Here is a 24,202-nt window from a genome sequence, read left to right as displayed (position 1 = left end):
GCCCTTGCCCGACTCATCTTTTGGGTTATTCTGCGCCACAGAAAGGATTGCTGCGTTGCAGAAATCGACCCATATCGCGGGATTTACCGAGATCACCCCCGAGGCCACCCTCGCGGCTTCGACCCATGGCGGGCGGGCGAAATGCTTGCAGCGGTTGATCCGGCTTGGCCTTCCCGTGCCTCATACGGCGGCGCTTTCGTTTCAGGCGGTGCACGCGCTGGCGGCGGGGCAGGGGTTTGATGTTTCGCAACTGCTGGCGCTGTTCGGAAAAGCCCCGCTGCTCTGCGTGCGCCCCTCCAGCCAAGATCCGGATTGGGGCGGGCCCGGCGCGATCCTGAATATCGGGATGAACAACCGCCGCCACCTCGAACTGAGCCAGAGCCACGGCGAAGAGGCGGCCTCGGTGCTCTATCTGCGGTTTATCCAGAGCTATGCGGTGCATGTTGCCCGGCTCGATGCCGATGCCTTCGACCTCACCGATGCCTGCACCACCGAGCGCCTCAAGATGGCGCTGGCGATCTACGAGGAAGAGGCGGACGAGCCGTTTCCGCAGGAGGCGGAGGTGCAGTTGCTTGAGGTGCTGCGCTCGATGGCGCGGGCATGGGAAGGCACCACGGCGCGGCTGTTGCGCCAAGCCCGCGGCGCGCCGACCGATGCAGGGCTGGGGCTTGTGGTGCAGGAAATGGCGCTGGGTGTTGGTCCGGGCGAAAGCGGCTCGGGCGTGCTGCGCTGCGTGGATCAGGTGACGGGGCACCGCAAAGTATCGGGCCGTTACCTGCGCCAGAGTTTCCTGCGCGATGCGCTTGAGGCCAATGGCGAGGCGCTCTACCTGCTGGAAGACGAGCGCGGGCCGTCGCTGGAGGGCGAGAAGCCTGAAATTTTTGACCGGCTGACCGAGATGGCCGAACTTTGCCGCGCCCGGTTGCGCGAGGAGATGGAAATTGAGTTCACGCTGGAGCGCGGCAAGCTGCGGGTGCTGGATGCGGTGCGCGTCAGCCGAAGCCCGCGCGCGGCGCTGAAAATCGCGGTTGCGCTGGCCGAGGACTCGATCATCAGCCGTGAAGAGGCGGTGATGCGGGTGCAGCCCCGGGCGCTGCCCGAGCTTTTGCACCCTCAGGTGGACCCGAAGGCCAAGCGCGACGTGATCGTGCGTGGCATTGCGGCCAGCCCCGGCGGCGCGATTGGCAAGCTGGTCTTCTCGGCGCAGGCCGCGCAGGCCCATGCGGCGCAGGGCGAGCCGTGCATTCTGGTGCGCCGTGAGACCACGCCGGAGGACATTCGCGGCATGCATGTGGCCAACGGCATCCTGACCGAGCGCGGCGGGATGACGAGCCATGCCGCCGTGATCGCCCGTGGCCTTGGCCTGCCTTGCATCGTTGGGGCCAGCGATATCAGGCTTTCGACCAGCAAGAAGACCCTGCGCACCAAGAGCGGCCTGAGCTTTCGTGAGGGCGACACCGTAACCATCGACGGCTCCAGCGGCGAGCTGTTGAACGGTGAAGTGGAGATGCTGGAACCGGCGCTGGATGACAGCTTTCAGTCGTTGCTGTCATGGGCTGACGAGATGCGCGACATCGGCATTCGGGCCAATGCAGACACGCCCGCGGACGCGCAGACTGCGCGGATGTTCAAGGCCGAGGGCATCGGGCTGTGCCGGACCGAGCACATGTTCTTTGAAGAGGGGCGCATGATGGTCATGCGCGAGATGATCTTCGCGGACACCGAGAGTGATCGCCGCGCCGCACTGGACCAGTTGCTGCCGATGCAGCGCGAGGACTTCACCCAGCTGTTCGGGATCATGGTAGGCCAGCCGGTGTGCATTCGGCTGTTCGACCCGCCGCTGCACGAGTTTTTGCCCTCCGACCGCGAGGGGATGCGGGCGCTGGCCGAGGTGCTGAGCCTGCCGCTGAGCGATGTGGCGCACCGGGTTGAGGCGATGGCGGAGTTCAACCCCATGCTGGGCTTGCGCGGCGTGCGGCTGGGCGTGACCGTGCCCGAGATTTATGACATGCAGGCGCGCGCGATATTCGAGGCGACCGTGGCAGTGGCCCGCAAGGGGGACCACGTGGTGCCCGAGATCATGCTGCCACTGGTCAGCGCCCGCCGCGAGGTGGAGCTGCTGAAGACCCGGATTGACGGGGTGGCGGCGGCTGTGCGCAACGAGACGGGCCGGGACTTTGACTATAAGCTGGGCGTGATGGTGGAAACGCCGCGCGCTGCGCTGCGTGCCGGGGATATTGCCGGTCATGCGACCTTTCTCAGCTTTGGCACCAACGACCTGACCCAGATGACCTATGGCCTTAGCCGCGATGATGCGGGCAAGTTCATGGGGGCCTATGTGCAGCAGCAGGTTTTCCCTGAAGATCCGTTTCATACCCTCGATCAGGAGGGCGTTGGCGAGCTGTTGATGCTGGGGGCCGAGCGGGCGCGCGCGGCGAGGCCCGGGGTAACGCTTTCGGTTTGCGGCGAGCATGGCGGCGACCCGGACACGATTGCCTTTTGCCGTGAGGCCGGGTTTGACTACGTGTCCTGCTCCCCGTTCCGGGTGCCCGTGGCCCGGCTGGCGGCCGCGCATCTTGCGATTCGGGACCGTGCGGGAGATGCGCCGGGTGAGCTTCGTTAAGATTTTCAACGGATTTTTGCGCTGATTGGTGACGCTTCGGAAACAATCTGCGCTGAACTGCGCCGATTGAGCGCAGGCTGGCACCGAGGGGTGGACAGGACGCTGTGTCATCCGCTAAGCGCCCCCTCGGCTGGGCACGAGCCTGGGACGTGCCGCTGGAACGAGAATACGATGCACAACCTGCGCCGGAACATGCCCGCGCTGGTCCTGTCCCTTTTGGGCCTGACCGCCGCCACGATGCCTGCAACTGCCGAAACGGTGATGTCGACTTCGACGGTGCCGACAGAGGTGATCGAGGCGGGGGCTCCCACTGATCCTGAGATGAACCAACGTCTCGACGCGCTGCTCGGGCAGGAGCGCAAGGCGTTTCGGGCGGTGAGCGGCAAGCGGATCAAGCGTTTGGCAACGGCGCCACGCAGCACTTTTGGCAAGCCCGGCTCGATCAAGGTGAGCTATAGCCGCCAGTGGGTTGATAGCCAGCCCCGCGTGAGCAATGGCGGTGCCGAATGGGCCTGCCTTGCCGAAGCGCTCTACTTTGAAGCGCGCGGCGAGACGGTGAAGGGGCAGTTTGCCGTTGCCGAGGTTATCCTGAACCGCGTGGACTCGGGGCTTTACCCCTCGACGGTTTGCGCCGTGGTCAACCAGGGCACCGGGCGCAAGTATCAGTGCCAGTTTACCTACACCTGCGACGGCTACTCCGACGCCATCCGCGAACAGGCTGCCTATGACCGGGTGGGCAAGATCGCTTGGCTCGTGCTCAACGGCGCGCCGCGCCAGCTGACCGGCGGGGCGACCCATTATCACACCAACGCCGTGCGTCCGAGTTGGGCCCGGCAGTTTCCGCGCACCGCCCGGATCGGCGTGCACAGCTTCTACCGGCACCCGCGCTCGTAAGGCGCGAGAGCGGGGCACCGTTGCAATGCCGCTATGTCGCATTCATTTTCACTGATATGTGAGTAGCGGCGGAGCGCCTGACGTGGCAGGTGAGACGCAACCACGAGACGTTGAACGAGGCACGACTTCAATGATTTCCAGACGACGCCTTCTTGCCGGCACTGCCGCGCTGGCCGCCGCCCCCGCTGTGAGCTGGGCCGAAGAGATTGACCCGACCTCGGTAAGCCGCCAGGCACAGGTGCGCCGCAACGCATCAAGCTTTCAGGCGCAGAACTGGCGCGACCACTTCAGCGATCTGGGCAAGGCCACGATCGTTTGCGACACCATCAGCCGGGCGCTGCACTTCTGGTCGGGCGATGGCGCGACCTACAAGGTTTACCCGACTTCGGTGCCATTGACCGACGACCTTAAGCGCACTGGCTACACCGAGATCGTGCGCAAGAAGGTTGGCCCGGACTGGACGCCGACCCCCTCGATGATGAAGCGCGACCCCAGCCTGCATTACATGCCGCCGGGCCCCGACAACCCGCTGGGCACCCATGCGATGTATCTCAGCTGGCCCGCTTACCTGATCCACGGTACCCACGACACCCGCAAGATCGGGCGGCGCTCGTCTTCGGGCTGCATCGGTACCTACAACGAGCTGATCGCGGAGCTCTTCGAGCTGACGCCGATTGGCACGCAGGTTCGCGTGATCTGATTGATCTTGGCCACGGGCCGTGATTTGAGGCGAGGCATGGATGAAACCGGCCTCGCCTTTTCCGTTCACGCCCCGCGTGACGTGATCGCCCTTCGGGAGCTTTATCGCGACGTGGAGATCGGCGCTTTTGCCGATGAGCGGGGCGCGGTGCAGAAAATTTGCTTCGAGGTGCACGCCGAGGTCGAGGGTGATGCTCCGGGTGATGATGTGGACAAGGTGGTGAGCTACGACACGCTGATTGGCGCGGTCGATGCCTCGCTGGCCGAGGGCCGGGTGGACTTGCTGGAAACGCTGGTGGACCGGATCGCCGCGCGGGTGTTCAGCGAGCCGCGCGTGGCCCGCATGGCGGTGCGGATCGACAAGCTGGAGCGGGGCGAGTTTGTGCTGGGCGTCGAGGCGCTGCGGGTGCGCGGTGAGGTGGAGCCAGTGGCGCTGCCCACAGCCGTGCCCGAGGTGTGCCTGATGGTGCTGGGCTCCGCCGTGCCGCCCGCCGAGGGGCCGGTGCTTTATGTGGTGACACCCGGTTACGTGCCCAAAGCGCGGGGCGACGAGGCACGCGCGCGGGTGATGCTGCTGGCGATGGAGCAGGCGGCCTGGATCGCCGCAGAGAGCGTGGAGGGTGCGCGGGTGGTGGCGAGCCGCACCGAGATCGGTTTTTGCGCGGCGCAGGGCATCCCGGCCTTCTGGGCCCCTTCCAAGCTGGTGCTCACCGCCGTGGAGCCGCCGGAGGCGCGCCCTGAGGCGCTTGCGGCGTGGATCGCGGGAGAGTTGGCGACATGAGATACATCCGCCCCCTGGTGCAGACAGACCCGGCCCGCCCCGAGGGCGCGTTGACGCTGGCCGGAGGGTGGTGCTGGTTTGACCGGGTGGAGGTGCTGCGCCGGGAGGCCGCGCCGGAGTTGCTGCCAGCCTCGGCGCTGGAGGAGGATGAACTGGCCCGGCTGACCGCCCCGCGCTTTCCGGTGGCGGGGCTGACGATGGATGTGCCGCGGATCATGGCGATCCTCAATGTGACGCCCGACAGCTTTTCGGACGGTGGCCAGCACGCGGGCCGCGAGTTGGCCAATGCGCTGGCGCTTGCCGAGGTGGCCGACATCCTCGACATCGGCGGCGAAAGCACCCGGCCCGGCGCGGTGGAGGTTGCGGTGATCGAAGAACTTTCGCGCGTGGTGCCGGTGGTAGAGGCGCTGAGGGCCGAGGGCTGTGCCACGCCCATTTCGCTGGATACCCGCAAGGCCGAGGTGGCCCGCGCCGGGCTGGCGGCGGGGGCGGACATGGTAAACGATGTGTCGGCCATGCTGTTCGACCCGGCCATTGCCGGGGCCACGGCGGATGCGGGCGCGCCGATTTGCCTGATGCATGCGCAGGGCAGCCCCGAGACAATGCAGGATGACCCGCGCTATACCGATGTGCTGCTTGACGTGTACGACCACCTTGCCGAGCGCATCGTCGCTGCCGAGGCCGCCGGGATCGCCCGGGAGCGGGTGGTGGTGGATCCGGGCATCGGCTTTGGCAAGACCATGACCCACAACCTTGCGCTGCTTTCGCGGCTTTCGCTCTTCCATGCGCTGGGTTGCCCGGTGCTGCTGGGCGTGTCGCGCAAGGGCTTTATCGGCAAGCTGGCGGGCGAGGAGGTGGCGGCGAAGCGCATGCCCGGCAGCCTCGCGTTGGCCGTGCTTGCCGTCGGGCAAGGGGTGCAGCTATTACGGGTGCATGATGCGCGGGATACGCGGCAGGGCCTAAGGCTCGCCTCCGCACAATGGCATGGGCAATGGGGCATGTGAGGGGGCCGGAATGGGCAGAACGCTGTTTGGAACCGACGGGGTGCGCGGCAAGGCCAATTCGGCCCCGATGACCGCCGAGGTGGCGCTGAAACTGGGCGCGGCGGCGGGCCGTTACTTTCGGCGTGACGGGGCCAGCGGGCACCGGGTTGTCATCGGCAAGGACACCCGGCTTTCGGGCTACATGTTTGAAAACGCGCTGACGGCGGGGCTGACGAGCACAGGCATGAACGTGCTGCTGCTCGGCCCGGTGCCGACCCCGGCGGTGGGCTACCTGACAAGCTCGATGCGCGCCGATCTGGGCATCATGATTTCTGCCTCCCACAACCCGGCCCACGACAATGGGATCAAGTTTTTCGGCCCCGATGGCTTCAAGCTGTCGGACGAGGCGGAAGAAGAGATCGAAGGGCTGGTGGCGAGCGGCGTGGAGCCTGCGGCAGCCGAGAACATCGGCCGGGCCAAGCGGATCGACGATGGCCGCTTTCGCTATGTGGAGCGGGCCAAGGCGAGCTTTCCGGTGGGGGGCTCGCTCGCCGGGCTGAAGGTGGTTGTGGATTGCGCCAATGGGGCGGCCTACAAGACCGCGCCCGAGGTGCTTTGGGAGCTTGGCGCGGAGGTGGTGCCACTGGGCGTTTCGCCCAACGGCTACAACATCAACGACAAATGCGGCTCCACGGCACCGCAGGCCGCTGCCGAGGCGGTGGTGGCGCATGGGGCCGATGTGGGCATCTGCCTTGATGGTGACGCCGACCGGGTGATGATCATCGATGAGACCGGCGCGATTGCCGATGGCGACCAAGTGATGGCGCTGCTGGCGGCCCGCTGGGGCGACCTTGGCATCTTGAAGGGCGGGGCGCTGGTGGCCACGGTGATGAGCAACCTCGGGCTGGAGCGCTTTTTGGAGGGCCGGGGCCTGCGGCTGGAGCGCACCGGCGTGGGCGACCGCTACGTGGTGGAGCGGATGCGGGCCGGGGGCTTCAACCTTGGTGGCGAGCAGTCGGGCCATATCGTGATGACGGATTATGCCACCACCGGTGACGGGCTGCTGGCGGGCATTCAGTTTTTGGCGGCGATGGTGGGCACCGGGCGGCGTGCGAGCGAATTGGCGCGCAGCTTTGAGCCGGTGCCGCAGTTGCTGAAGAACGTGCGATACGCGGCGGGCGAGACCCCGCTGGAGGCGGCGCAGGTAAAGGCCCGGCTGGTTGAGGCGGAGGCCGAGCTGGCAGGAAAGGGGCGGCTGCTGATCCGCAAGAGCGGCACCGAGCCGCTGATCCGGGTGATGGCGGAGTGCGAGGATGAGGCGCTTCTGGAGCGCGTTGTCGATAGCATTGTGGCCGAGGTGGAGGCCGCAAGCGCGGCCTGACGGCTGATCCTCAAACTCTTTATTTTCTTGCAGGCTTAAGGCCCAACCGAGCCTTGCGCCGGGCCCGCGCGTGGAAGCGGGCCCGACAGTTTAACCACGGAGCTTGTGGTGCAGGATGATCGGCACCACGAGGTCTTCCTCATCGGTCAGATGCCGGGCGAGGAAGGCTTCGGCTGCGACGGCTTCGTTGTGGAAACCGCGTGCCTCTTCCGCCATGGATGGCGGATCGAGGTGGGCGAGTTGGATGATGCGGTTGCCCTTGCGGGTGAACCGCCCCAGCAGCGCGTCCATCTCCATGTGGTCGCTTTCCAGCATCTCCAGCCCCGCCTCGAAGCGGTCATCGGCGGCGTTCAGCTCGGGGAAGAACCGCCGGTCCTCCCAGGCGTGGTGGCCGTGGAGGTTGCGGACCAGCCGGTCGCCGAAGCGGGCGAGGGACCGGGTGTAGGCATCATCGCTGATCTCCTTGTCGAGGTAGGCCTCGGTATCCTCCCGCGTCACACGGGCGAGGTCGCGGAACATTTGGTGAGCCCCCATCCATTTGGCGACGGAGGCGGCGAAGTTCGGGTGCCCCGGCCAGGATTCGCGCGGGGTGGCCCGAAGGAGGGTCTGCATCTCGGTTGGCAGGCCCTCTCTTTTGCTCACATGAAGGTTGGTCATGCAGGGCAGATGGGCGTGGTGTTATATTATATCAATGCGCGGCTTGGCCCTGTGACCTGTGCGCTGGCGCTCACTGGCGGCGAAACAGGCGGGTGAGTGCGCCCCATTGGCTGATGAACACGCCAGAGAGGATGAGCGCCATGGCGATAAAGAGCGAGCCGGGCAGATCCTCAGACAGGATGAGCCAGCCGAAGAGGATGGAGCAGAGCGGGACGAGGTAATTCGTCAGGCTCATGAACACCGGGCCGGCGGAGCGGATCACGAGGATGCGCAGCAGGTTGGCGCCAGCGGTGGGGACGAGGCCGAGCAGGGCGAGTATCAGCAGGCCGTTCGTGCCGGGGTTGGACGGTGCGCCGTGGGTGATGGCGGCAACCGGAATGACGAAGAGCGCGCCGATGGCCACGGTGGCGAAGGTGAGGCCGATGGGGTCGATCGGGGGCAGGCGGCGCATCATCACGGAGGAGACGGCATAGCAGCAGGCCGCCGCGAGGCAGGCCGCGCGGCCCCAGCCCTCGTTTGCCGCGCCCGTGGCCGAAAGGGCTTCCGGCCCGATCAGCGCGGCCACGCCTGCAAAGCCGAGCAAGAAGCCCGCCGTGCGGCGCAGGGTCATCCGCTCGCCGGGCAGAAACAGATGGGCGAGGGGGAGGATGAAGAGCGTGACGCTGGCCATGGAGACCCCGGCGAAGGCCGAGGGCACGAACTGCTGGCCCCAGCTCAGGCACATGAAGGGGATGGCCGAGGAGAGCAGGGCAACCGCGGTAAGGCGGGGCCAGTCGGTGGCCGTGGTGGTGAACATGTGGCCGCCCCTAAGCCGCCAGACCAGCGCGGTGAGCAGCGCGGCAAAGCTGACCCGCGCGGCAGCCACCCAGAAGGGCGCCGTGGTTTGCAGCGCAAGGCTCTGCACCATGAAAGTGCCGCCCCAGATCACACCGAGGATGGCGACCATCGCCCAGCTTTTAGCCGTGATTTCAGGGGCTTGTGCGTTCATAGGGCCTTCCGGAAAACACAACCCCGGCGCGGTGGCCGGGGTTGCTCGATTTTACATATGCCGGTGGGGGCGGCGCCTTAGTTGCGCTCTTTGTCCACCATCTTGCCAGCGGAGATCCAGGGCATCATGCCGCGCAGCTTCTCGCCGACTTCTTCGATCTGGTGCTCGTCGTTGATCCGGCGAGTGGCCTTGAAGTTGGGCTGGCCAACGGCGTTTTCCTGCATGAAGTCCCGCACGAAGACACCTTTCTGGATGTCGGTCAGCACCTCTTTCATGCGCTTCTTGGTCTCTTCGTAGGGCAGGATGCGCGGGCCGGAGACATACTCGCCATACTCGGCCGTGTTGGAGATCGAGTAGTTCATGTTGGCGATGCCGCCTTCGTAGATCAGGTCCACGATCAGCTTCACCTCGTGGAGGCACTCGAAATAGGCCATCTCGGGAGCGTAACCGGCTTCCACGAGGGTTTCAAAGCCCATGCGGATCAGCTCGACGAGGCCGCCGCAGAGCACGACCTGCTCACCGAAGAGGTCGGTTTCGCACTCTTCGCGGAAGTTGGTTTCGATGATGCCCGAGCGGCCGCCGCCGATGGCGGAGCAGTAGGAGAGGCCGATCTCCAGCGCCTTGCCGGAGGCATCGTTATGCACGGCCACGAGGCAAGGCACGCCGCCGCCCTTGGTGTACTCGCCGCGCACGGTGTGTCCGGGGCCCTTGGGGGCCATCATGATGACGTCGACGCCAGCGGGGGCTTCGATCAGGCCGAAGTGCACGTTGAGGCCGTGGGCGAAGGCGATGGCGGAGCCGGGCTTGATGTTGTCCTTCACGTATTTCTTGTAGGTCTCGGCCTGAAGCTCATCGGGCATGGTGAACATCAGCAGGTCGCACCATGCGGCGGCTTCGGCGATGCCCATGACCTTGAGGCCTTCGCCCTCGGCCTTTTTGGCGGAGGGGGAGCCTTCGCGCAGGGCGACGACGAGGTTTTTGGCGCCGGAGTCGCGCAGGTTGAGCGCGTGGGCGTGGCCTTGGGAGCCGTAGCCGAGAATGGCCACCTTTTTGTCTTTGATCAGGTTAATGTCGCAATCGCGGTCATAATAAACGCGCATGTCTGTCCCTCCGGGAGTGGTTTCGTTGGGGCGAGTTGTAGCGATGCTTTGGTGGGCGCGGGAGAGTTGGTGTTGACGTATTCTGCGCTTTGAGTGAAATAGTAATTCACCATTTTCCTTTTTCGCGAGAAAATCATGCTAGATGATCACGATCGCCGCATTCTCCGTCATCTCCAGGCCGAGCCAAGCCTGAAGGCTGCCGAACTGGCGGAGCGTGTTGGCCTGTCTGCCCAGCAGGCATGGCGGCGGGTGGAGCGGATGGAGCGCGATGGGGTCATTGGTGGGCAGGAGGCGGTGATTGACTGGGAGGCGCTTGGCTTTGCGGTGCGGGTCTCGCTCCGGATCACCCTCGACAAGACACTGCCACGCGCCTTTGACGATTTTCTTAACGCCGCGCGCGAGGTGCGGGAAGTGACGGAAATTCAGACCTTTCTCGGCAGGGTCGACGTGCGGCTGGAGGTGATCGCCCGTGACATGGGGCATTGGACGGCTGTGTATCGGGAAAAGATCATGGCGTTGCCCCATATCGCTGACATCGAAGCGTTGATGCACGTGAGCCGGATCAAGCGGCAGGAGGCGCTGCCGGTATGATGCTTGATGAGTTGGACTGGGAAATTTTGGCGGCGCTGCAGGCGGATGGCCGGTTGAGCGCGGGGGCGGTGGGCCGCAAGCTGGGGCTATCGCAACCGGCGGCGTGGCGGCGGATCAAGCGGCTGACCGAGGCGGGGGCGATCTCGGGGCGGCGGCTGCGGCTTGATGCCGAAAAGCTGGGCTTTGGTGTGACGGTCTTCCTTGGGGTGAAGCTGGCGACCAAGGGGCGGGTTTCGCTCGACGATTTTGAGCGGGCGGTGAGCGCCATTCCGGAGGTGCAGACGGTGGAGCACGTGCTGGGGCTGTATGATTACAGGCTGCGGGTGACGGCACGCGACCTTGCCGATTTTGAGCGAGTGCTGCGGCGGCGGATCATGGCGATGCCGGGGGTGGGCAATGTGGAGGCCAATGTGCTGCTCACCGAAGAGCGCCGCCCGGGGCCGATTGGTGGCGCGCACGGCTGACAGTCGGGCTTTGCTTTGCGGCCCGGTGGGGCTAGCTATGGGCCGACCAACACGGAGGATCGCCCCATGACGGCACTGCGCGGAGATATCGACCCGGATGGGCTGCTGGAGTTTTCGGTGGTGTTCACCGACCGCTCTTTGAACCACATGAGCAAGGCTTTTCAGGAGGTTATGCGTGATATTTCGAGCGGGTTGAAGGCCTGCTACAACGCCGCTGCCGTCGCCGTGGTGCCCGGGGGCGGCACATATGCGATGGAGGCCGTGGCACGGCAGCTGGCGCGCGACGAGACGGTGCTGGTGGTGCGCAACGGGTTCTTCTCCTACCGCTGGAGCCAGATCTTTTCGGCCGGCGGTATTCCGGCGGACGAGATCGTGATGAAGGCGCGGCGTGCGGGAAATGACGCGACCGCAGCCTTTGCGCCCGCGCCGGTGGAAGAGGTGGTGGCCCGGATCAAGGCCGAAGCCCCCGCGCTGGTGTTTGCGCCGCATGTCGAAACCGCGAGCGGGATGATCCTGCCGGATGATTACATCGCCGAAATTTCCAAGGCCGTTCATGGGGTTGGCGGGCTGATGGTGCTCGACTGTATCGCCTCGGGCTGCATCTGGGTTGATATGGAAGCGACCGGGGTGGATGTGCTGATTTCAGCGCCGCAAAAGGGCTGGTCGGCGCCGCCCTCGGCTGGGCTGGTGATGCTTTCGGCGCGGGCGGAGGAGAAGGTTGCGGAGACAAAGAGCGACAGTTTTGCCTGTGATCTGGGCAAGTGGCTGGCGATCATGCAGAGCTACGAGGCGGGGGGGCATGCCTACCATGCGACCATGCCGACCGATGCGCTGCGGGTGTTTCGCGGCGCGCTGAAAGAGACCGAGGCCAGAGGCTTCGGCGAAGTGAAGGCCGCGCAGCAGGCGCTCGGCGATGGGGCGCGGGCCATGCTTGCCGCCAAGGGGCTGAAAAGCGTGGCCGCAGAGGGCTTTGGTGCGCCGGGCGTGGTGGTGGTGTACACCGACGACCCGGAGTTACAGACAGGCCGCGCCTTTGCTGCAGAAGGCGTGCAGATTGCCGCCGGGGTGCCGCTGATGGTGGACGAAGGCGCGGATTACAGGAGCTTCCGCATCGGGCTTTTCGGGCTCGACAAGCTGGCGGATGTTGAGGCGACGCTCGGACGGCTTGAGCGGGTTCTCGACAAGGTTATCGCCTAGTTCCTAATCCCCGGTTAACCGCCCATGCCCGCACGCATCACCGCGCGGCGCAGGGGCGGCACATCGGCCACGACCTTGAGGCCGGAGAGGCGCAGCGATTGCAGCGGCGGCAGGCCGGAGCGGGTGAGGCGGTTGTAAAAACCGATTGCCGCGACCCGCGCCGCCACGTCGCGGGCGCGGGAATTTTCATAAGCATCAAGATGTTGCCGGGAGCCGAGGGTTTCTGGCGTGGCGCTTTGCAGGAGGGCTGCAAGGTCGTTCAGCGAGGTGTTGAGCCCCTGTGCGCCGATGGGCGGAATCACATGGGCGGCCTCGGCGATGAGGGCGGTGCGCTGGGCTGTGAGGGCCTTGGCGTGCAGCGTGATGATCGGGAAGAGGGCGCGCGGGCTAGCAAGGGTGAGCGGGCCAAGGAGGCCAGCGGAGCGCATGGTGGCCTCGGCGGAAAAATCTTCCGGCTCAAGGGCTTGCAGGCGCAGGGCCTCGGGGCCGGGGTTCATCCAGACCACCGCGGAGGTGGGGGTGCCATCGTCATCAGGGAGGGGAATGAGGGTGAAGGGCCCGCCCTGATTGTAGACCTCGGTGGAGATGTTGCGGTGCGGCTCCGGGTGGGTGACTGAGAAAGCGAGGGCCTTTTGCCCGAAACGGGAAATTTCTGCCGCAATTCCAGCGGCTTCGCGCACGGTACTTTCGCGCCCGTCGGCACCGATCACGAGGCGGGCGCGCAGGCCGGTGCCATCGGTGAGCCGGAAGATGGCCTCGCCCTCTCGCGTGACCATTGAAGCAAAGCTCGCGCCCCAATGGAGGGTGACATTTGGCAGGGATTCCAAAGCATTGAGCAGCACACCCGCGATGCGCCAGTTCATCAGGTTTTGCGCGAGAGGCGGGGTGCCGGGCGCGCTGGAGCGGAAGGCGCGGGAATCGCGGATTTTGGGCGGCCAGCCAGTGGTATCGGTGATGTGCAGCTCTTGCAGAGGCTGGGCGTGGGGCGCCAGAGGCTGCCAAAGGCCGGCCTCTGTGAAGAGGTTGATTGCCGGGTCGAGAAAAGCGGTAGAGCGTTGATCTCCATCGGTTTTATCTCGGCTCGGGGGCCTTGGGGCGGCGAGGGTGACGCTGTATCCGGCATGGGCGAAACAGGCCGCAGCTGTCAGCCCTGCGATGCCCGCGCCTGCGATGAGGATATCGGTTGTTTTACGTGCCATTGTGGGGATTTAGGGCGCTTGGGAGGCAATTGCCAAGGGGACGTATCGGCGCAGCGGAGGTTTTGCGAAAACGCCTGTGCGCGGCGCAGATTTCGGCGTTAACCCGGGAAAGTTAACGGGCAACATGTGATGCACAACCCATGCACATCCTATGCACAGGGGGTTTTTGCAAAATGGCGAGAGGTTAACCGACCGGGCCGCCTCATCCGGGCCTCGGCGTGCTTTTCCCCTTGTCTACAGGCCGCTTGCTAGAGGCTAGTGAGGAAGCGGGTGAGGTCGGCGGTGTGGTGGTGGATGTGCGGCGCCGCCAGCGGCTCGGGCGCGACGTGGACGGTGCGCATGCCCATCGCGTGGGGCGCGGCGAGGTTGCGGGGATCGTCCTCGAACATCGCGCCGCGGGCCGGGTCGAGACCGGCCTTGGCAAAGACGGTTTCAAACGCGGCCCGCTCGGGCTTGGGCCGAAAACCCGCATGTTCGACCCCGAAGACCTCGTCAAAGAGGCCGGACAGGCCGCGCGCGGAAAGCACCCGCTGGGCATAGGGTTTGGAGCCATTGGTGTAGACGAACTTGTTGCCGGGCAGGGCGGCAATGGCGGCGGCGAGGGCGTCATCCTGCTCCAGATGGTCGAGCGAGATGTCGTGGACATGGGTGAGATAGGGGGCCGGATCGAGCCCGTGGACCTCCATCAGCCCGGCGAGCGTGGTGCCGTAATCGGCCCAGTATTTCTTGCGCAGCGCGTCGGCCTCGGGCTGATCGACGCCGAGCGCCTCCATCACCCATGCGGTCATGCGCACCTCGATCTGGTCGAAGAGGCGGGCCTCGGGCGGATAGAGCGTGTTGTCGAGGTCAAAGACCCAGGCGGCGACATGGGAGAAGAGGGGGGCGTGCGACATGGGGCGGACGCTAGGCGCGCGGGCGGTGCGGCGCAAGGGCCGCTTGCCTTGGGGCGGCGCGGGCGCATAGGCTCGCCGGACGAGACAAAGAGGAGTGGTTGGATGCCAAGCGCACGGCCCGCGCAGGGGGATGCCTACGGGCTTATTCTCGATGCGATTGATCTGGGCACCTACAAGCCCGGCGACCGGCTGGTCGAGAGCGAGCTGGCCGAGCGGTTCGGGGTGTCACGCACGCCGATCCGAGAGGCGTTGCAGCGGTTGGAGACCCAAGGCCTGCTGGTGCGTGACGGGCGCAGCCTGATTGTGGCCTCGCTTGACCACAACGAACTGGCCGAGCTTTATGTGGTGCGGGCCGAGTTGGAGGGGCTGGCGGCGCGGCTGGCGGCCCGCCATGCGACCGCCGAAGAGGTAAAGGTGCTGGGGCAGATGGTGGAGGAGGACCGCGCCAAGGTGGATGACCCGGCTGCGCTGAGCCGGTCCAACCGGCGGTTTCACCGGCAGATCCATTTGGCCAGCCACAACCGCTTTCTGATCCAGCAGCTTGATCTGGTGCATCGCTCGATGGCGCTGCTGGCCACCACCTCGTTGGCGGCCGAGGGGCGGGGCGAGGAGGCGCTGGCGGAGCATCAGGCGATTGTCGATGCGATGGCGGCGCGCGATGAGCCGGGGGCGGGCGAGGCGCTGCGCCGCCACATTTCGGCGGCCTTCGAGCAGCGGCTCAGGCTGGACGCGGCGCAGGACTGACGGAGGCCTCTTCCAGCACGATGATGGGCGCAAGCTCGTCGGCCTCCTCATGGTGGAGGCCGTGGGTGGTTTTATCCCAATAGAAGGGTTTGGTGACGATCTCCCAGAGCGCCTTGTAAGAGGCGAGCGCCCCCAGCGGATAATAGAAGTGCAGCGTGGGCACCCATTTGCGCAACTTCAGGTGGCCGGCCAGCTGGGTGCCAGCGATGCCGGTGGCGATGGTGATGGCTTCGGAGGCGAGAAATGTGCCAGCCAGCGCCCAGAAGGCCCAGCCGGGCAGCGCTGCTGCGATCGGGTGCCAGACGCCGAGGAGGACGAGCCAGAAGCTCCAAAGCAAGGGCGCGAGGATGAACTGGGTGAGCGCGCCGAGAAACAGCAGTTGGAAGCCGGCAAAGCGCCATGCGCCGAGGTCGCGCCAGAGCTGGCGGGGCGCGCGCATGTGCACGGCCCAGGTTATGGCGTAGCCCTTGAGCCAGCGGGAGCGTTGCTTGACCCAGGGCAGGGCGCGGCAGTTGGCCTCTTCATAGGTGGTGCTTTGCACGAGTTCGGTGCGGTAGCCCATGCGGACCAGCCGGATGCCCAGATCTGCATCTTCGGTGACGTTATGGGCATCCCAGCCACCGATCTTTTCTAGCGCTTCGCGGCGGAAGAACAGCGTGGTGCCGCCCAGCGGGATTGGCCAGCCCAGCCGCGCCAGCCCCGGCAGCACGACGCGGAACCAGCTGGCATATTCGACCGCGAAGCAGCGCGAGAGCCAGTTGGTGCCCGCATTGTAAAAGTCGAGCGCGCCTTGCAGGCAGGCGACTTCGGGCGGGCGCTCGTGGAAGCGTTGGACCACCTTGTGAATCTGGTCCGGGTCGGGGGCATCCTCGGCATCCCAGACGCCGACGATGGAGCCGCGGCAGAGTTCGAGCGCGTAGTTCAGCGCGCGCGGCTTGGTTTGCACCGCCCCGCGCGGCACGGTGATGACGCGAATCCACGGTGGCAGGCGGGTGCGCGAGAGGGTGAGGCGGGTGGTGTCGTCGGAGGCTTCCATGACGAGGCAGACATCGAGCAGCTCCTTGGGGTAGGTCAGCCGCGACAGCCGCCGCACCAGATGGGAGGCGATGTGCTCTTCTCGGAACAGGGGCACCATAACAGAGACCACCGGCAGCCGGGCGATGGCAGGCCGGTTGCGGCGGCTGTTGAAGGCGGGGAGGGCGGAGGCGAGGGTGAGGGGCGCGGGCGCGGTGCTGGCGCGGGCGGCCTCTTCCAGCGCGGCGGCGCGGTGCTGGCGTTCGTGGGCTTCGGCGCGCATGCCGCGCCATGCAAACCATGTGGCCGCGCCCTTCATCGCCATTTGCAGGCAGAGCGTGACCACGGCCCATGCGGTGAACAGGGCGAGGGTGAGCCATGGCGCGGCGAGGGTGGTGACGAGCGCGGCGAGGCAGATGGCCAGAAGTGCCCGCTGCTTGCCGCGCGTGAGGAACTCGCGGCAGCTGAGCGGCTCGGCGACCTTGGTTTCGGCCTTGTGAATCAGATCTATGGCGCGGATCTGTTGGACTGCGCGGAACACCTCATGCTCCTGCGCGAGCGCCATGACGACCGGCCCGAAGAGGCGCGTCAGCTCTTCCTGATGGCGGGCAAAGAGGTGGGGCCGGGCGGTGACGATGACGGTGAGCGAGCCACGACGCCGCCACGGCAGGATGCAGTCGCGCAGGCAACGCTCGGGGCTGTAGCGATCCACCAGTCGGGGGTCGGGCGGCTCGAAGGCCGGGTCGATCACGCGGGCGCGCCATTGGGTGGCCAGAGCCTCCATTAGCTGGCTTTGGGTGACCATCTTATGGGCAAGGAGAATATCGCCAAGGCGGGCCTCTTCACGGGCCTGCATTGCGAGAGCCCTGAGCAGATCACCGGGGTCGAGCGCGCCCGTTTCGACGAGGATTTTGCCGAGCCGGGGGCGCATGGCCTCGGGCGGGCGTTTGGGCGTGACAAGCTGTAGCCCACCCTCGCCAGCGGCGGGTGCGACAACAGCCACGCGGCGCATTGGCTGCGGGCTCACGGAGCGTGGTTCCTTCCCCAGGTAACGCCGGGGTGAAACAGAAGGCAGACCCGGCGGCATTTGCGGAGGCCCAGCAGCCCCCGCCCTGCCATATTGTCGCCCGATTGGTTAAGGAAGGGTTAAGGTCTGTGCCGCGGGCATGGATATGGCGGCGTCACTCCGAAGCAGCACTGACAACCACGACCTGCCGGGCGTTCAGGTGGTTGCGATGTTCTATCACGATGAACTCCTTCCCTGCTCCGCCGAGAATGATCAGGTAGGCCGGCCCATAGGGAGAGAGGAATTCTCGGTCGTCCTCGATACGGAAGCGCAGGGCGGGGTCATCGTCGATAAAGACCGTGTAATACCCGGTGCCGACCCATCGCGCCGCGCGACCCTTGCCGGTTGTACTACCGATCATTGCGCCGCGCTCGGGCACGTATTCTATCTGGTCGAAATGGGTCAGCTCGACCCGGTATCGACCGTCAAAGACCTTTTGATGTCGGCGGGTGTCGCCCCGACGCGCGACACGGTATTGAGCGTCCAAGCGGTGAAATTCGGGGACTTTCCAGTCGTAGTAACGCTGATCTTCGCTCAGGACACTCTTCCAGACGCCGTCATGGCGCATGACGTGCAGGCTGTTGTTGATGCCCTGAGCCAGATCGTTACTTGGAAGCTCAGTTGCGGTGTAGGACCGATAGTGGCTGCTTTCGGCGATCATCGCCTCAAGGGCTTGCTCGGAGGCAACCTCGGTTTCGATGATCGGTTTTCGGGCGGACACAGCCTGCGCCGAAACGGTGTAATAGCCATCGAGCGCCACGAAGTATTCGCCCATCGGGAAGAGTTGTGGCTGATCGGTGATATCGGCAATCACTTCTCCGTCGGCGTTCACGAAAATTACCCGCCGGGTGCCATCCGGGTTCGACAGGATGAAGTAAGTCACCCCGAGAGCGGGGATCGTGTAGTGCTCGCGGTACTCCGACCCATCGCCAGGCACCGAGACAGTCGCCTGCGCGGTGGACGACATGGCAGCCAGTTCCGGAAAAGCGGCGGGATCAAAACCCTGTGGGGGTGGGGTCCGTGCCGGTGTGAAGGGGGAAAGGGATGTTCCGACCAATATAAACCATGCTGCGGCTGCCACGATTGCAGCAGCAGCGAAAAGGCCGATCGTCCATTTCAAGGCATGGCCTCCCTCAGCCCGGCACCTTCTCCTTCATCGCTGCCGCGAAGCGCTCGAAGAGGTAGAAGCTGTCTTGCGGGCCGGGGCTGGCCTCGGGGTGGTATTGCACCGAGAACACCGGCTTGCCATCGACCGCGATGCCGCAATTGGAGCCATCGAAGAGCGACACGTGGGTTTCGCTCACACCGGCGGGCAGGGTCTGGCTGTCCACGGTGAAGCCGTGGTTCATCGAGGTGATCTCGACCTTGCCGGTCGTGAGATCCTTCACCGGGTGGTTCGCGCCGTGGTGGCCGTGGTTCATCTTGATGGTGCGCGCGCCGAGCGCCAGCGCCAGCATTTGGTGGCCGAGGCAGATGCCGAAGACCGGGATGTCCTTGGCCAGCACTTCCTTGATCATTGGCACGGCATATTCGCCCGTTGCCGCCGGATCGCCCGGGCCGTTGGACAGAAACACGCCATCGGGGTTGTGGGCCAGCACCTCTTCAGCCGTGGCGCTGGCGGGCAGCACCGTTACGTCGCAGCCGGCGGAGGCGAGGCAGCGCAGGATGTTGCGCTTGGCGCCGTAGTCGATGGCCACAACCTTGTGACCCGGCCCCTCGCGCTTGGTGAAGCCCTCGGGCCAGGCCCAGCGCATCTCGTCCCAGCGGTAGCTCTGGGCGCAGGTCACGTCCTTTGCCAGATCGAGCCCCTCCAGCCCGGAAAACTCACGCGCCGAGGCGATCAGCGCCTCGATGTCGAAGTTGCCCTCCGGGTCATGGGCCAGTGCCACATGGGGCGCGCCCTGCTGGCGGATCGCCCGGGTCAGCCGCCGGGTATCAAGCCCGCCGATGCCGACGCGCCCGCGCCGGGCCAGCCAGGCCTGCAACTGCTCGGCGGCGCGCCAGTTGGAGGGCTCGGTCGGATCCCACTTCACGACCATGCCCTCGGCCACCGGATCGGCGGTTTCGTCATCTTCAGGGTTCACGCCGACGTTGCCGACATGGGGGAAGGTGAAGGTGACGATCTGGCCCGCGTAGGACGGGTCGGTCATGATTTCCTGATAGCCGGTCATCGCGGTGTTGAAGCAGAGCTCGGCGGTGCGCACGCCTGTCGCTCCAAAGCCTTGTCCGTAAAACAGCGTGCCATCGGCGAGGGCGAGGCAGGCGGTGGGTTTGGGCTGGCTGGGCATGGGCGCGACTCCTTTGGCGGGAAGGCAAATCCGCCTGTGTCTAGGACCGTGCGCCGGGGGCGTCAACCCGCTGTTGGGCCGGGTGAAACGTGCTGTTTCCGCCACGTTGCCCGGTGCACGGGTTGCCCCACGCGGGAGGGCGGCGTAAGTTGCGCCCTTGTCTGGCCCGGGGGACGCGCAACCACTCTTTGCGCAGCGGGCGCAAAACACTGGGACGTCAACCATATGGATATCCGAAATCGCGTCACTTCGGCGCTGAAGGAGGCCATGAAGGCCAAGGAGGCCGAGCGCCTCTCGACGCTGCGGCTCATCAATGCCGCGATCAAGGACAAGGACATCGCGGCCCGCGGCGAGACCGGCGCTGGCGAGGCCGGTGTGACGGATGCCGAGGTGCTGGCCATTCTGGGGAAGATGGTGAAACAGCGGCAGGAAAGCGCCCGCGCCTATGAAGAGGGCGGACGGCTGGACCTTGCCGAGCGCGAGCTTGCGGAAGTGAAGGTGATTGGAGAGTTTCTGCCGCAGCAGCTTTCGGAACAGGAAGCCGAGGCTGCGGTGAGCGAAGCGATTGAAACCACCGGCGCCGAGAGCATTCGCGACATGGGCAAGGTGATGGGCGTTCTGAAGGAGCGCTACACCGGCCAGATGGATTTTGGCAGCGTTGGCCCGATGGTGAAGGATCGTCTGGCCTGATTGGCTGGTGGGCTGGTGGGCAGATTGCCCAGCCTACGGCCCCTTGCTTCAGGCACCGAGCGTTGGGAATGCGGCCCTGATCCGCGCCACGCTTTCCTCATCTACCGCGAATCTCTCTACGAAACGGGCCTTGAACGACACCCGCCCGCGTCGCGCCCCGAAGTTCTCGCCGTGGTTCAGGATATAGAGCGCGGCGGGTTGGTGCAGCGGTGCGAGCGGCCGCCCGGCGAGGGCGGCGAGGTAGGGAAACATCCGGTGTTCATGCGCGGTGGCGGCGGCGATGAAGGCCGCGTCGCCGGGATCGCGGGTGCAACGGAAGGCGGCGCAGGAGCCGCAGAGCTTCCAGAACGGCTTTTGTCCCGGTCTCGCGAGGCTGCGGCGGGTGGCGCGGGCAAAGCGGCCCGAGCCTGCATCGAGCAGCCAGCCGCTTTCAACCAGATATCCACCGGGGCTGCGGCGGCGGCGCATTTCTTCCACCGCGCCTGCGGCCAACAGATCATCGGCATCAAAGGGCATGGCATAGCCATCGCTCGGCCCGTGCGCGGGCAGGGCGTGGCAGAGCGTGGCGAGCTTGTGCCACTTGTCGTTGCCCTCCACGGCTTCGGTGAAGGGCAGGAAGGTGATGCGGGGATCGTCCTGTAGCTCTGGCGGCAACGCGGGTGCATCTTGCCCGCAGATGAGGGCACGCCAGTGCCCGTCGGTCTGGGCGGCGAAGCTGGCGAGGGTTTCGTGCAGGCGTGCCTCCACGGCCTGCCAGTCGCCCACGTGATGCTTGCCGACCAGCGGAATCAGGAACACCACCTCGGGTGATGCAGGCGGCTGCCGCAAGCTCCCCCGGCGCGAAAGCGCGGCCGCCTCGGAGGGGGCGGGGCTGAGCGCCTGCGCCAGTGCGGGGGAGAGCGCAGCGGCGGCGCGGAGTGCGGCGCGTTTCCATTTGGGCGTGGCGGGGGCTTGGGCCATATGTGAGATCAGTCCCGAAGGGGCAGAAGGGCGGCGAGCTCGGCGTGGAGCGCGACCCGTTCGTCTTCGCTGAGAAAGGCACCGATTTCAACCTCGCGGCCCTTGCCGGAGAGGGTGACGTAATTGGGCACCGGCCCGCCGGAGCGGTGCAGGGTGACGCGGACCCAATGCGGATTTTCCTCCCAGCTCTGGGCCGCGCCCTTGGGGTTTTGTCGGGTGAGCAGCAGCCGGTCGGGCCAGATGGTTAACTCTTCGAGGATTTCGCCGTCGCGGTAGCTTTTTTGCAGCAGGAAGTAGAGCAGCCAGAGCACGCCCAGCATGAAGGGCAGGAGGCCCCAGAGGACCGGGGTGCCGATGGCTGGGATGAGGGGCACGCAGAGCAGGGCCGCGGTGCCGCCGATGAACCAGACGAATCCCACCTTCGGCAGGGAGCGGTGGGGCCATGCCGATAGCGCGGCGCGGGAGCCTTCGGGGGGCGGTGTTTGCCAGCTATGAGGCATGGGGCCAGCCTGTTTGCGGTGGGGGACGGCGCTGTGGTGTTTGGCCGTTCGTTGGGATGTGAGCTTCGGGGTGGTCGTGTTTGGTGTGGTGGGCAGATTGCCCACCCTACGGGGGCATGCCCAGATGACAAAAGGCCCCGGACGCGATGCCGGGGCCTTTGATTTTCGTCTCGCGCCGCCTCAGTGGTGGCTCACCTTGTCCCACTCCTCCTGCTTGGGGAGGATCTCGAAGGTGTGCTCCGGGGGCGGGGAGGGCAGCGTCCACTCCAGCGTGTCGGCGTGCTCGTTCCACGGGTTGGCCGCGGGCGAGGGCGCGCCTTTGCGCATCGCGTAGATGATCGTGACGATGAAGAACAGGAAGCTGGCGAAGGACAGGAAGGCGCCCATCGAGCTGATGTGGTTCCAGAAGGCGAAGGCTTCGGGGTAGTCGATGTAGCGGCGCGGCATGCCCTGACGGCCCAGGAAGTGCTGGGGGAAGAAGGTCATGTTGGCACCGATAAAGAAGGCCCAGAAGTGGATCTTGCCTGCTGTCTCCGAATACATCCGGCCGGTGAACTTGGGGAAGTAGAAGTAGATCCCGGCAAAGATTGTGAATACCGCCCCAAGGCTCATCACGTAGTGGAAGTGCGCCACGACGTAGTAGGTGTCGTGATAGGCGCGGTCGATGCCGGCTTGGCTGAGCACGACGCCGGTGACGCCGCCCACGGTGAAGAGGAAGAGGAAGCCGAAGGCCCAGAGCATCGGGGTTTTGAACTCGATCGAGCCGCCCCACATGGTTGCGATCCAGGAGAAGATCTTGATGCCGGTGGGCACCGCGATCACCATGGTGGCCAGCATGAAGTAGCTCTGCTGGGTCAGCGACATGCCGACGGTGTACATGTGGTGCGCCCAGACGACGAAGCCCAGAACACCGATCCCGATCAGCGCCCAGACCATCGGCAGGTAGCCGAAGATCGGTTTGCGGGCGAAGGTGCCGATGACGTGGGAGATGATGCCGAAGCCCGGCAGGATCACGATGTACACTTCCGGGTGTCCGAAGAACCACAGGATGTGCTGGTACAGGATCGGGTCACCACCGCCAGAAGGCTGGAAGAAGGTGGTGCCGAAGTTCCGGTCGGTCAGCAGCATGGTGATGGCACCGGCGAGCACGGGCAGGGCCAGCAGGATCAGCCAGGCGGTGACGAAGATCGACCAGCTGAACAGCGGCACCTTGAACAGCGTCATGCCGGGGGCACGCATGTTCAGGAAGGTGGTGATCATGTTGATCGCGCCGAGGATCGAGGAGGCACCGGAGACGTGCACCGCGAAGATCGCGAGGTCCATCGAGTAGCCGCTCTCATTGGTCGACAGCGGCGGGTAGAGCACCCAGCCGACGCCCGAGCCGAGCTGGCCATTGCCGCCCGGCGAGAGCACCGAGGCCACGGCCAGCAGGGTGCCGGTGACGAAGAGCCAGTAGCTGAGGTTGTTCATCCGCGGGAACGCCATGTCGGGCGCGCCGATTTGCAGCGGCATCAGGTAGTTGCCGAAGCCGCCGAAGAGCGCCGGAATCACCACGAAGAACATCATCAGGATGCCGTGGGCGGTGACGAGCACGTTCCAGAGGTGGCCGTTGGGCGTACATTCCTCGGCGGAGGGGATCAGCCGCGAGCCTTCCATGCACATGAACTGCACATCGGGGCTCATCAGTTCCATCCGCATGTAGACGGTGAAGGCCACCGAGATGAACCCGACCGCCGCGGCAGTGAACAGGTAGAGGATCCCGATGTCTTTGTGGTTGGTCGACATGAACCAACGGGTGAAGAAGGACCGGTTGTCCTCGTGGTCGTGACCGTGAACGGTGGCGTCCGCCATAGGTGCTGCCTCCCGGCTTGCGTAGTTTGTCCGAGCGGTCGAGACATGGGCCAATGCGTCGCGCAGCACGGCCCGGCTCTCCCTTCAGGCTCCGCTTTTAGGCAACGTATTCAGGGACGGCAATGTTCAAACCGTCGCAGGGGGCGGAATTTTGGCGCGAAGGCTGCCTTTTGCGCAGCCAGTCAGGCCGAGGCGGCGGCCAGCACGGCGCGTGCCGCAAGGTGGACCTCTTCGACGCGGTCGTTCGTGGTGGGCGCGCGGGCGAGTCGGGCCAGATCGGGGCGGACCCCGGCGAGGAGGTCGGGCGGAAGCTGCGCGGCCAGAAGCTCGATCACCCAGTATTTCCACGGGCCGTCCTTGCCGTTCAGAATTCGGCGTAGCGGTGGCAGCAGCTCGGGCCCCGCATTGCGCAGGCAGGCCGCCAAGGGCTTGGCGACCGGCCAGTTGGCATCTTGCAGCCACTCCAGCAGCTCGGGGAGGACCGGTGCGATTTTGCGGGGCTCCGCGCGGATGGCGGCGGCGGCCCGTTGAACGGCGTCGGTATCGTGCTTGTCGCGGGGGATGCAGGCGGAAAGGTCCATCCGCCCCAGTTATGAACTGCGCCGCCGCCTCGCAACCGGGGCCGGGGGCAGGCCACTG

General features: G+C 65.7%; 23 protein-coding genes. 11 read left to right on the top strand and 12 right to left on the bottom strand.

Annotated elements, in window-relative coordinates; translation table 11 throughout:
• Positions 1 to 55: 55 nt before the first annotated feature.
• The 6 genes from ACXAG6_RS16240 to glmM all read left to right on the top strand — a co-directional run bounded on the left by ACXAG6_RS16240 (position 56) and on the right by glmM (position 7,361).
• Positions 56 to 2,623, top strand: coding sequence for a putative PEP-binding protein (locus tag ACXAG6_RS16240; protein WP_475338844.1), 2,568 nt, complete (start codon positions 56 to 58; stop codon positions 2,621 to 2,623).
• A gap of 192 nt (positions 2,624 to 2,815) precedes the next feature.
• Positions 2,816 to 3,517, top strand: a complete 702-nt coding sequence (locus ACXAG6_RS16235; protein WP_475338843.1) for a cell wall hydrolase — start codon at positions 2,816 to 2,818, stop codon at positions 3,515 to 3,517.
• A gap of 130 nt (positions 3,518 to 3,647) precedes the next feature.
• On the top strand, positions 3,648 to 4,217 hold the full coding sequence (locus ACXAG6_RS16230; protein WP_140014910.1) for a L,D-transpeptidase: 570 nt from the start codon (positions 3,648 to 3,650) through the stop codon (positions 4,215 to 4,217).
• Positions 4,218 to 4,253: 36 nt separating this feature from the next.
• Entirely contained in the window at positions 4,254 to 4,997 is a 744-nt protein-coding gene (locus ACXAG6_RS16225; RefSeq protein WP_475338842.1) for a dihydroneopterin aldolase, read from the top strand.
• Positions 4,994 to 6,001, top strand: coding sequence for a dihydropteroate synthase (folP, locus tag ACXAG6_RS16220; RefSeq protein WP_475338841.1), 1,008 nt, complete (start codon positions 4,994 to 4,996; stop codon positions 5,999 to 6,001). The genes ACXAG6_RS16225 and folP overlap by 4 nt, the downstream gene beginning before the upstream one ends.
• Positions 6,002 to 6,011: 10 nt before the next feature.
• The gene (gene glmM, locus ACXAG6_RS16215) at positions 6,012 to 7,361 is read left to right on the top strand and encodes a phosphoglucosamine mutase (RefSeq protein ID WP_475338840.1); all 1,350 of its coding nucleotides are present in this window, start codon (positions 6,012 to 6,014) and stop codon (positions 7,359 to 7,361) included.
• A gap of 90 nt (positions 7,362 to 7,451) precedes the next feature.
• On the opposite strand, the gene ACXAG6_RS16210 is transcribed toward glmM, so the two are convergent.
• The 3 genes from ACXAG6_RS16210 to ilvC form a co-directional block, all read right to left on the bottom strand.
• Positions 7,452 to 8,018, bottom strand: coding sequence for a hemerythrin domain-containing protein (locus ACXAG6_RS16210; RefSeq protein WP_475338839.1), 567 nt, complete (start codon positions 8,016 to 8,018; stop codon positions 7,452 to 7,454).
• Positions 8,019 to 8,088: 70 nt separating this feature from the next.
• Positions 8,089 to 9,006 (bottom strand): DMT family transporter, encoded by a 918-nt coding sequence (locus ACXAG6_RS16205; RefSeq protein WP_475338838.1) that lies wholly within the window; start codon positions 9,004 to 9,006, stop codon positions 8,089 to 8,091.
• A gap of 77 nt (positions 9,007 to 9,083) precedes the next feature.
• Positions 9,084 to 10,106, bottom strand: coding sequence for a ketol-acid reductoisomerase (ilvC, locus tag ACXAG6_RS16200; RefSeq protein ID WP_475338837.1), 1,023 nt, complete (start codon positions 10,104 to 10,106; stop codon positions 9,084 to 9,086).
• Between the two features lie 135 nt (positions 10,107 to 10,241).
• Here ilvC and ACXAG6_RS16195 point away from each other — a divergent pair, with 135 nt between their 5' ends.
• From ACXAG6_RS16195 to ACXAG6_RS16185, 3 genes are all read left to right on the top strand, one after another.
• A complete protein-coding gene (locus ACXAG6_RS16195; protein WP_475338835.1) occupies positions 10,242 to 10,697 on the top strand; it encodes an Lrp/AsnC family transcriptional regulator in 456 nt (151 codons plus the stop codon).
• Positions 10,694 to 11,161: an Lrp/AsnC family transcriptional regulator gene (locus ACXAG6_RS16190; protein ID WP_475338834.1), complete on the top strand. Its 468-nt coding sequence runs from the start codon at positions 10,694 to 10,696 to the stop codon at positions 11,159 to 11,161. Before ACXAG6_RS16195 ends, ACXAG6_RS16190 begins: the two co-directional genes overlap by 4 nt.
• 66 nt (positions 11,162 to 11,227) lie before the next feature.
• A complete protein-coding gene (locus ACXAG6_RS16185; RefSeq protein ID WP_475338833.1) occupies positions 11,228 to 12,358 on the top strand; it encodes an aminotransferase class V-fold PLP-dependent enzyme in 1,131 nt (376 codons plus the stop codon).
• Positions 12,359 to 12,372: 14 nt separating this feature from the next.
• Here the strand turns inward: ACXAG6_RS16185 and ACXAG6_RS16180 are convergent, their stop codons facing one another.
• Together ACXAG6_RS16180 and ACXAG6_RS16175 are read right to left on the bottom strand one after the other, a co-directional pair.
• Positions 12,373 to 13,557, bottom strand: a complete 1,185-nt coding sequence (locus tag ACXAG6_RS16180) for an FAD-dependent monooxygenase (RefSeq protein WP_475338832.1) — start codon at positions 13,555 to 13,557, stop codon at positions 12,373 to 12,375.
• 248 nt (positions 13,558 to 13,805) lie between these two features.
• Positions 13,806 to 14,450: a pyrimidine 5'-nucleotidase gene (locus ACXAG6_RS16175; RefSeq protein ID WP_475338831.1), complete on the bottom strand. Its 645-nt coding sequence runs from the start codon at positions 14,448 to 14,450 to the stop codon at positions 13,806 to 13,808.
• Between the two features lie 102 nt (positions 14,451 to 14,552).
• Here ACXAG6_RS16175 and ACXAG6_RS16170 point away from each other — a divergent pair, with 102 nt between their 5' ends.
• Positions 14,553 to 15,194, top strand: coding sequence for a GntR family transcriptional regulator (locus tag ACXAG6_RS16170; RefSeq protein WP_475338830.1), 642 nt, complete (start codon positions 14,553 to 14,555; stop codon positions 15,192 to 15,194).
• Here the strand turns inward: ACXAG6_RS16170 and ACXAG6_RS16165 are convergent.
• From ACXAG6_RS16165 to carA, 3 genes are all read right to left on the bottom strand, one after another.
• Positions 15,169 to 17,235 carry a glycosyltransferase gene (locus ACXAG6_RS16165; protein WP_475338828.1) on the bottom strand — a complete coding sequence of 689 codons (2,067 nt, stop codon included), beginning with the start codon at positions 17,233 to 17,235 and terminating at the stop codon, positions 15,169 to 15,171. The genes ACXAG6_RS16170 and ACXAG6_RS16165 overlap by 26 nt on opposite strands.
• Positions 17,236 to 17,389: 154 nt before the next feature.
• On the bottom strand, positions 17,390 to 18,211 hold the full coding sequence (locus tag ACXAG6_RS16160) for a hypothetical protein (RefSeq protein ID WP_475338827.1): 822 nt from the start codon (positions 18,209 to 18,211) through the stop codon (positions 17,390 to 17,392).
• 196 nt (positions 18,212 to 18,407) lie between these two features.
• The gene (carA, locus tag ACXAG6_RS16155) at positions 18,408 to 19,562 is read right to left on the bottom strand and encodes a glutamine-hydrolyzing carbamoyl-phosphate synthase small subunit (RefSeq protein ID WP_475338826.1); all 1,155 of its coding nucleotides are present in this window, start codon (positions 19,560 to 19,562) and stop codon (positions 18,408 to 18,410) included.
• 225 nt (positions 19,563 to 19,787) lie between these two features.
• Here carA and ACXAG6_RS16150 point away from each other — a divergent pair, with 225 nt between their 5' ends.
• The gene (locus ACXAG6_RS16150) at positions 19,788 to 20,252 is read left to right on the top strand and encodes a GatB/YqeY domain-containing protein (RefSeq protein ID WP_475338824.1); all 465 of its coding nucleotides are present in this window, start codon (positions 19,788 to 19,790) and stop codon (positions 20,250 to 20,252) included.
• A gap of 48 nt (positions 20,253 to 20,300) precedes the next feature.
• Here the strand turns inward: ACXAG6_RS16150 and ACXAG6_RS16145 are convergent, their stop codons facing one another.
• The 4 genes from ACXAG6_RS16145 to ACXAG6_RS16130 form a co-directional block, all read right to left on the bottom strand.
• Positions 20,301 to 21,212, bottom strand: a complete 912-nt coding sequence (locus ACXAG6_RS16145) for a hypothetical protein (protein WP_475338823.1) — start codon at positions 21,210 to 21,212, stop codon at positions 20,301 to 20,303.
• A gap of 8 nt (positions 21,213 to 21,220) precedes the next feature.
• Positions 21,221 to 21,712, bottom strand: coding sequence for a DUF2244 domain-containing protein (locus ACXAG6_RS16140; RefSeq protein WP_475338821.1), 492 nt, complete (start codon positions 21,710 to 21,712; stop codon positions 21,221 to 21,223).
• A 180-nt stretch (positions 21,713 to 21,892) separates the two neighbouring features.
• A complete protein-coding gene (gene ctaD / locus ACXAG6_RS16135) occupies positions 21,893 to 23,563 on the bottom strand; it encodes a cytochrome c oxidase subunit I (protein ID WP_475338820.1) in 1,671 nt (556 codons plus the stop codon).
• A 182-nt stretch (positions 23,564 to 23,745) separates the two neighbouring features.
• Entirely contained in the window at positions 23,746 to 24,144 is a 399-nt protein-coding gene (locus ACXAG6_RS16130) for a DUF5071 domain-containing protein (RefSeq protein WP_475338819.1), read from the bottom strand.
• Between the last annotated feature and the right edge of the window lie 58 nt (positions 24,145 to 24,202).

It is taken from the genome of Vannielia sp. ABF1_015, assembly GCF_056160745.1.
Note: the sequence above shows the minus strand (reverse complement) of the source record. Positions and strands in the feature narration are given on the sequence as shown.

What these genes read in the sequence shown, in the direction of transcription:
- ACXAG6_RS16235 (WP_475338843.1), top strand. Translation starts at nt 2,816, where the DNA reads ATGCCCGCGCTGGTCCTGTCCCTTTTGGGCCTGACCGCCGCCACGATG.
- ACXAG6_RS16230 (WP_140014910.1), top strand. Translation starts at nt 3,648, where the DNA reads ATGATTTCCAGACGACGCCTTCTTGCCGGCACTGCCGCGCTGGCCGCC.
- ACXAG6_RS16225 (WP_475338842.1), top strand. Translation starts at nt 4,254, where the DNA reads ATGGATGAAACCGGCCTCGCCTTTTCCGTTCACGCCCCGCGTGACGTG.
- folP (WP_475338841.1), top strand. Translation starts at nt 4,994, where the DNA reads ATGAGATACATCCGCCCCCTGGTGCAGACAGACCCGGCCCGCCCCGAG.
- glmM (WP_475338840.1), top strand. Translation starts at nt 6,012, where the DNA reads ATGGGCAGAACGCTGTTTGGAACCGACGGGGTGCGCGGCAAGGCCAAT.
- ACXAG6_RS16210 (WP_475338839.1), bottom strand. Translation starts at nt 8,018, where the DNA reads ATGACCAACCTTCATGTGAGCAAAAGAGAGGGCCTGCCAACCGAGATG.
- ACXAG6_RS16205 (WP_475338838.1), bottom strand. Translation starts at nt 9,006, where the DNA reads ATGAACGCACAAGCCCCTGAAATCACGGCTAAAAGCTGGGCGATGGTC.
- ilvC (WP_475338837.1), bottom strand. Translation starts at nt 10,106, where the DNA reads ATGCGCGTTTATTATGACCGCGATTGCGACATTAACCTGATCAAAGAC.
- ACXAG6_RS16195 (WP_475338835.1), top strand. Translation starts at nt 10,242, where the DNA reads ATGCTAGATGATCACGATCGCCGCATTCTCCGTCATCTCCAGGCCGAG.
- ACXAG6_RS16190 (WP_475338834.1), top strand. Translation starts at nt 10,694, where the DNA reads ATGATGCTTGATGAGTTGGACTGGGAAATTTTGGCGGCGCTGCAGGCG.
- ACXAG6_RS16185 (WP_475338833.1), top strand. Translation starts at nt 11,228, where the DNA reads ATGACGGCACTGCGCGGAGATATCGACCCGGATGGGCTGCTGGAGTTT.
- ACXAG6_RS16180 (WP_475338832.1), bottom strand. Translation starts at nt 13,557, where the DNA reads ATGGCACGTAAAACAACCGATATCCTCATCGCAGGCGCGGGCATCGCA.
- ACXAG6_RS16175 (WP_475338831.1), bottom strand. Translation starts at nt 14,450, where the DNA reads ATGTCGCACGCCCCCCTCTTCTCCCATGTCGCCGCCTGGGTCTTTGAC.
- ACXAG6_RS16170 (WP_475338830.1), top strand. Translation starts at nt 14,553, where the DNA reads ATGCCAAGCGCACGGCCCGCGCAGGGGGATGCCTACGGGCTTATTCTC.
- carA (WP_475338826.1), bottom strand. Translation starts at nt 19,562, where the DNA reads ATGCCCAGCCAGCCCAAACCCACCGCCTGCCTCGCCCTCGCCGATGGC.
- ACXAG6_RS16150 (WP_475338824.1), top strand. Translation starts at nt 19,788, where the DNA reads ATGGATATCCGAAATCGCGTCACTTCGGCGCTGAAGGAGGCCATGAAG.
- ACXAG6_RS16145 (WP_475338823.1), bottom strand. Translation starts at nt 21,212, where the DNA reads ATGGCCCAAGCCCCCGCCACGCCCAAATGGAAACGCGCCGCACTCCGC.
- ACXAG6_RS16140 (WP_475338821.1), bottom strand. Translation starts at nt 21,712, where the DNA reads ATGCCTCATAGCTGGCAAACACCGCCCCCCGAAGGCTCCCGCGCCGCG.
- ctaD (WP_475338820.1), bottom strand. Translation starts at nt 23,563, where the DNA reads ATGGCGGACGCCACCGTTCACGGTCACGACCACGAGGACAACCGGTCC.
- ACXAG6_RS16130 (WP_475338819.1), bottom strand. Translation starts at nt 24,144, where the DNA reads ATGGACCTTTCCGCCTGCATCCCCCGCGACAAGCACGATACCGACGCC.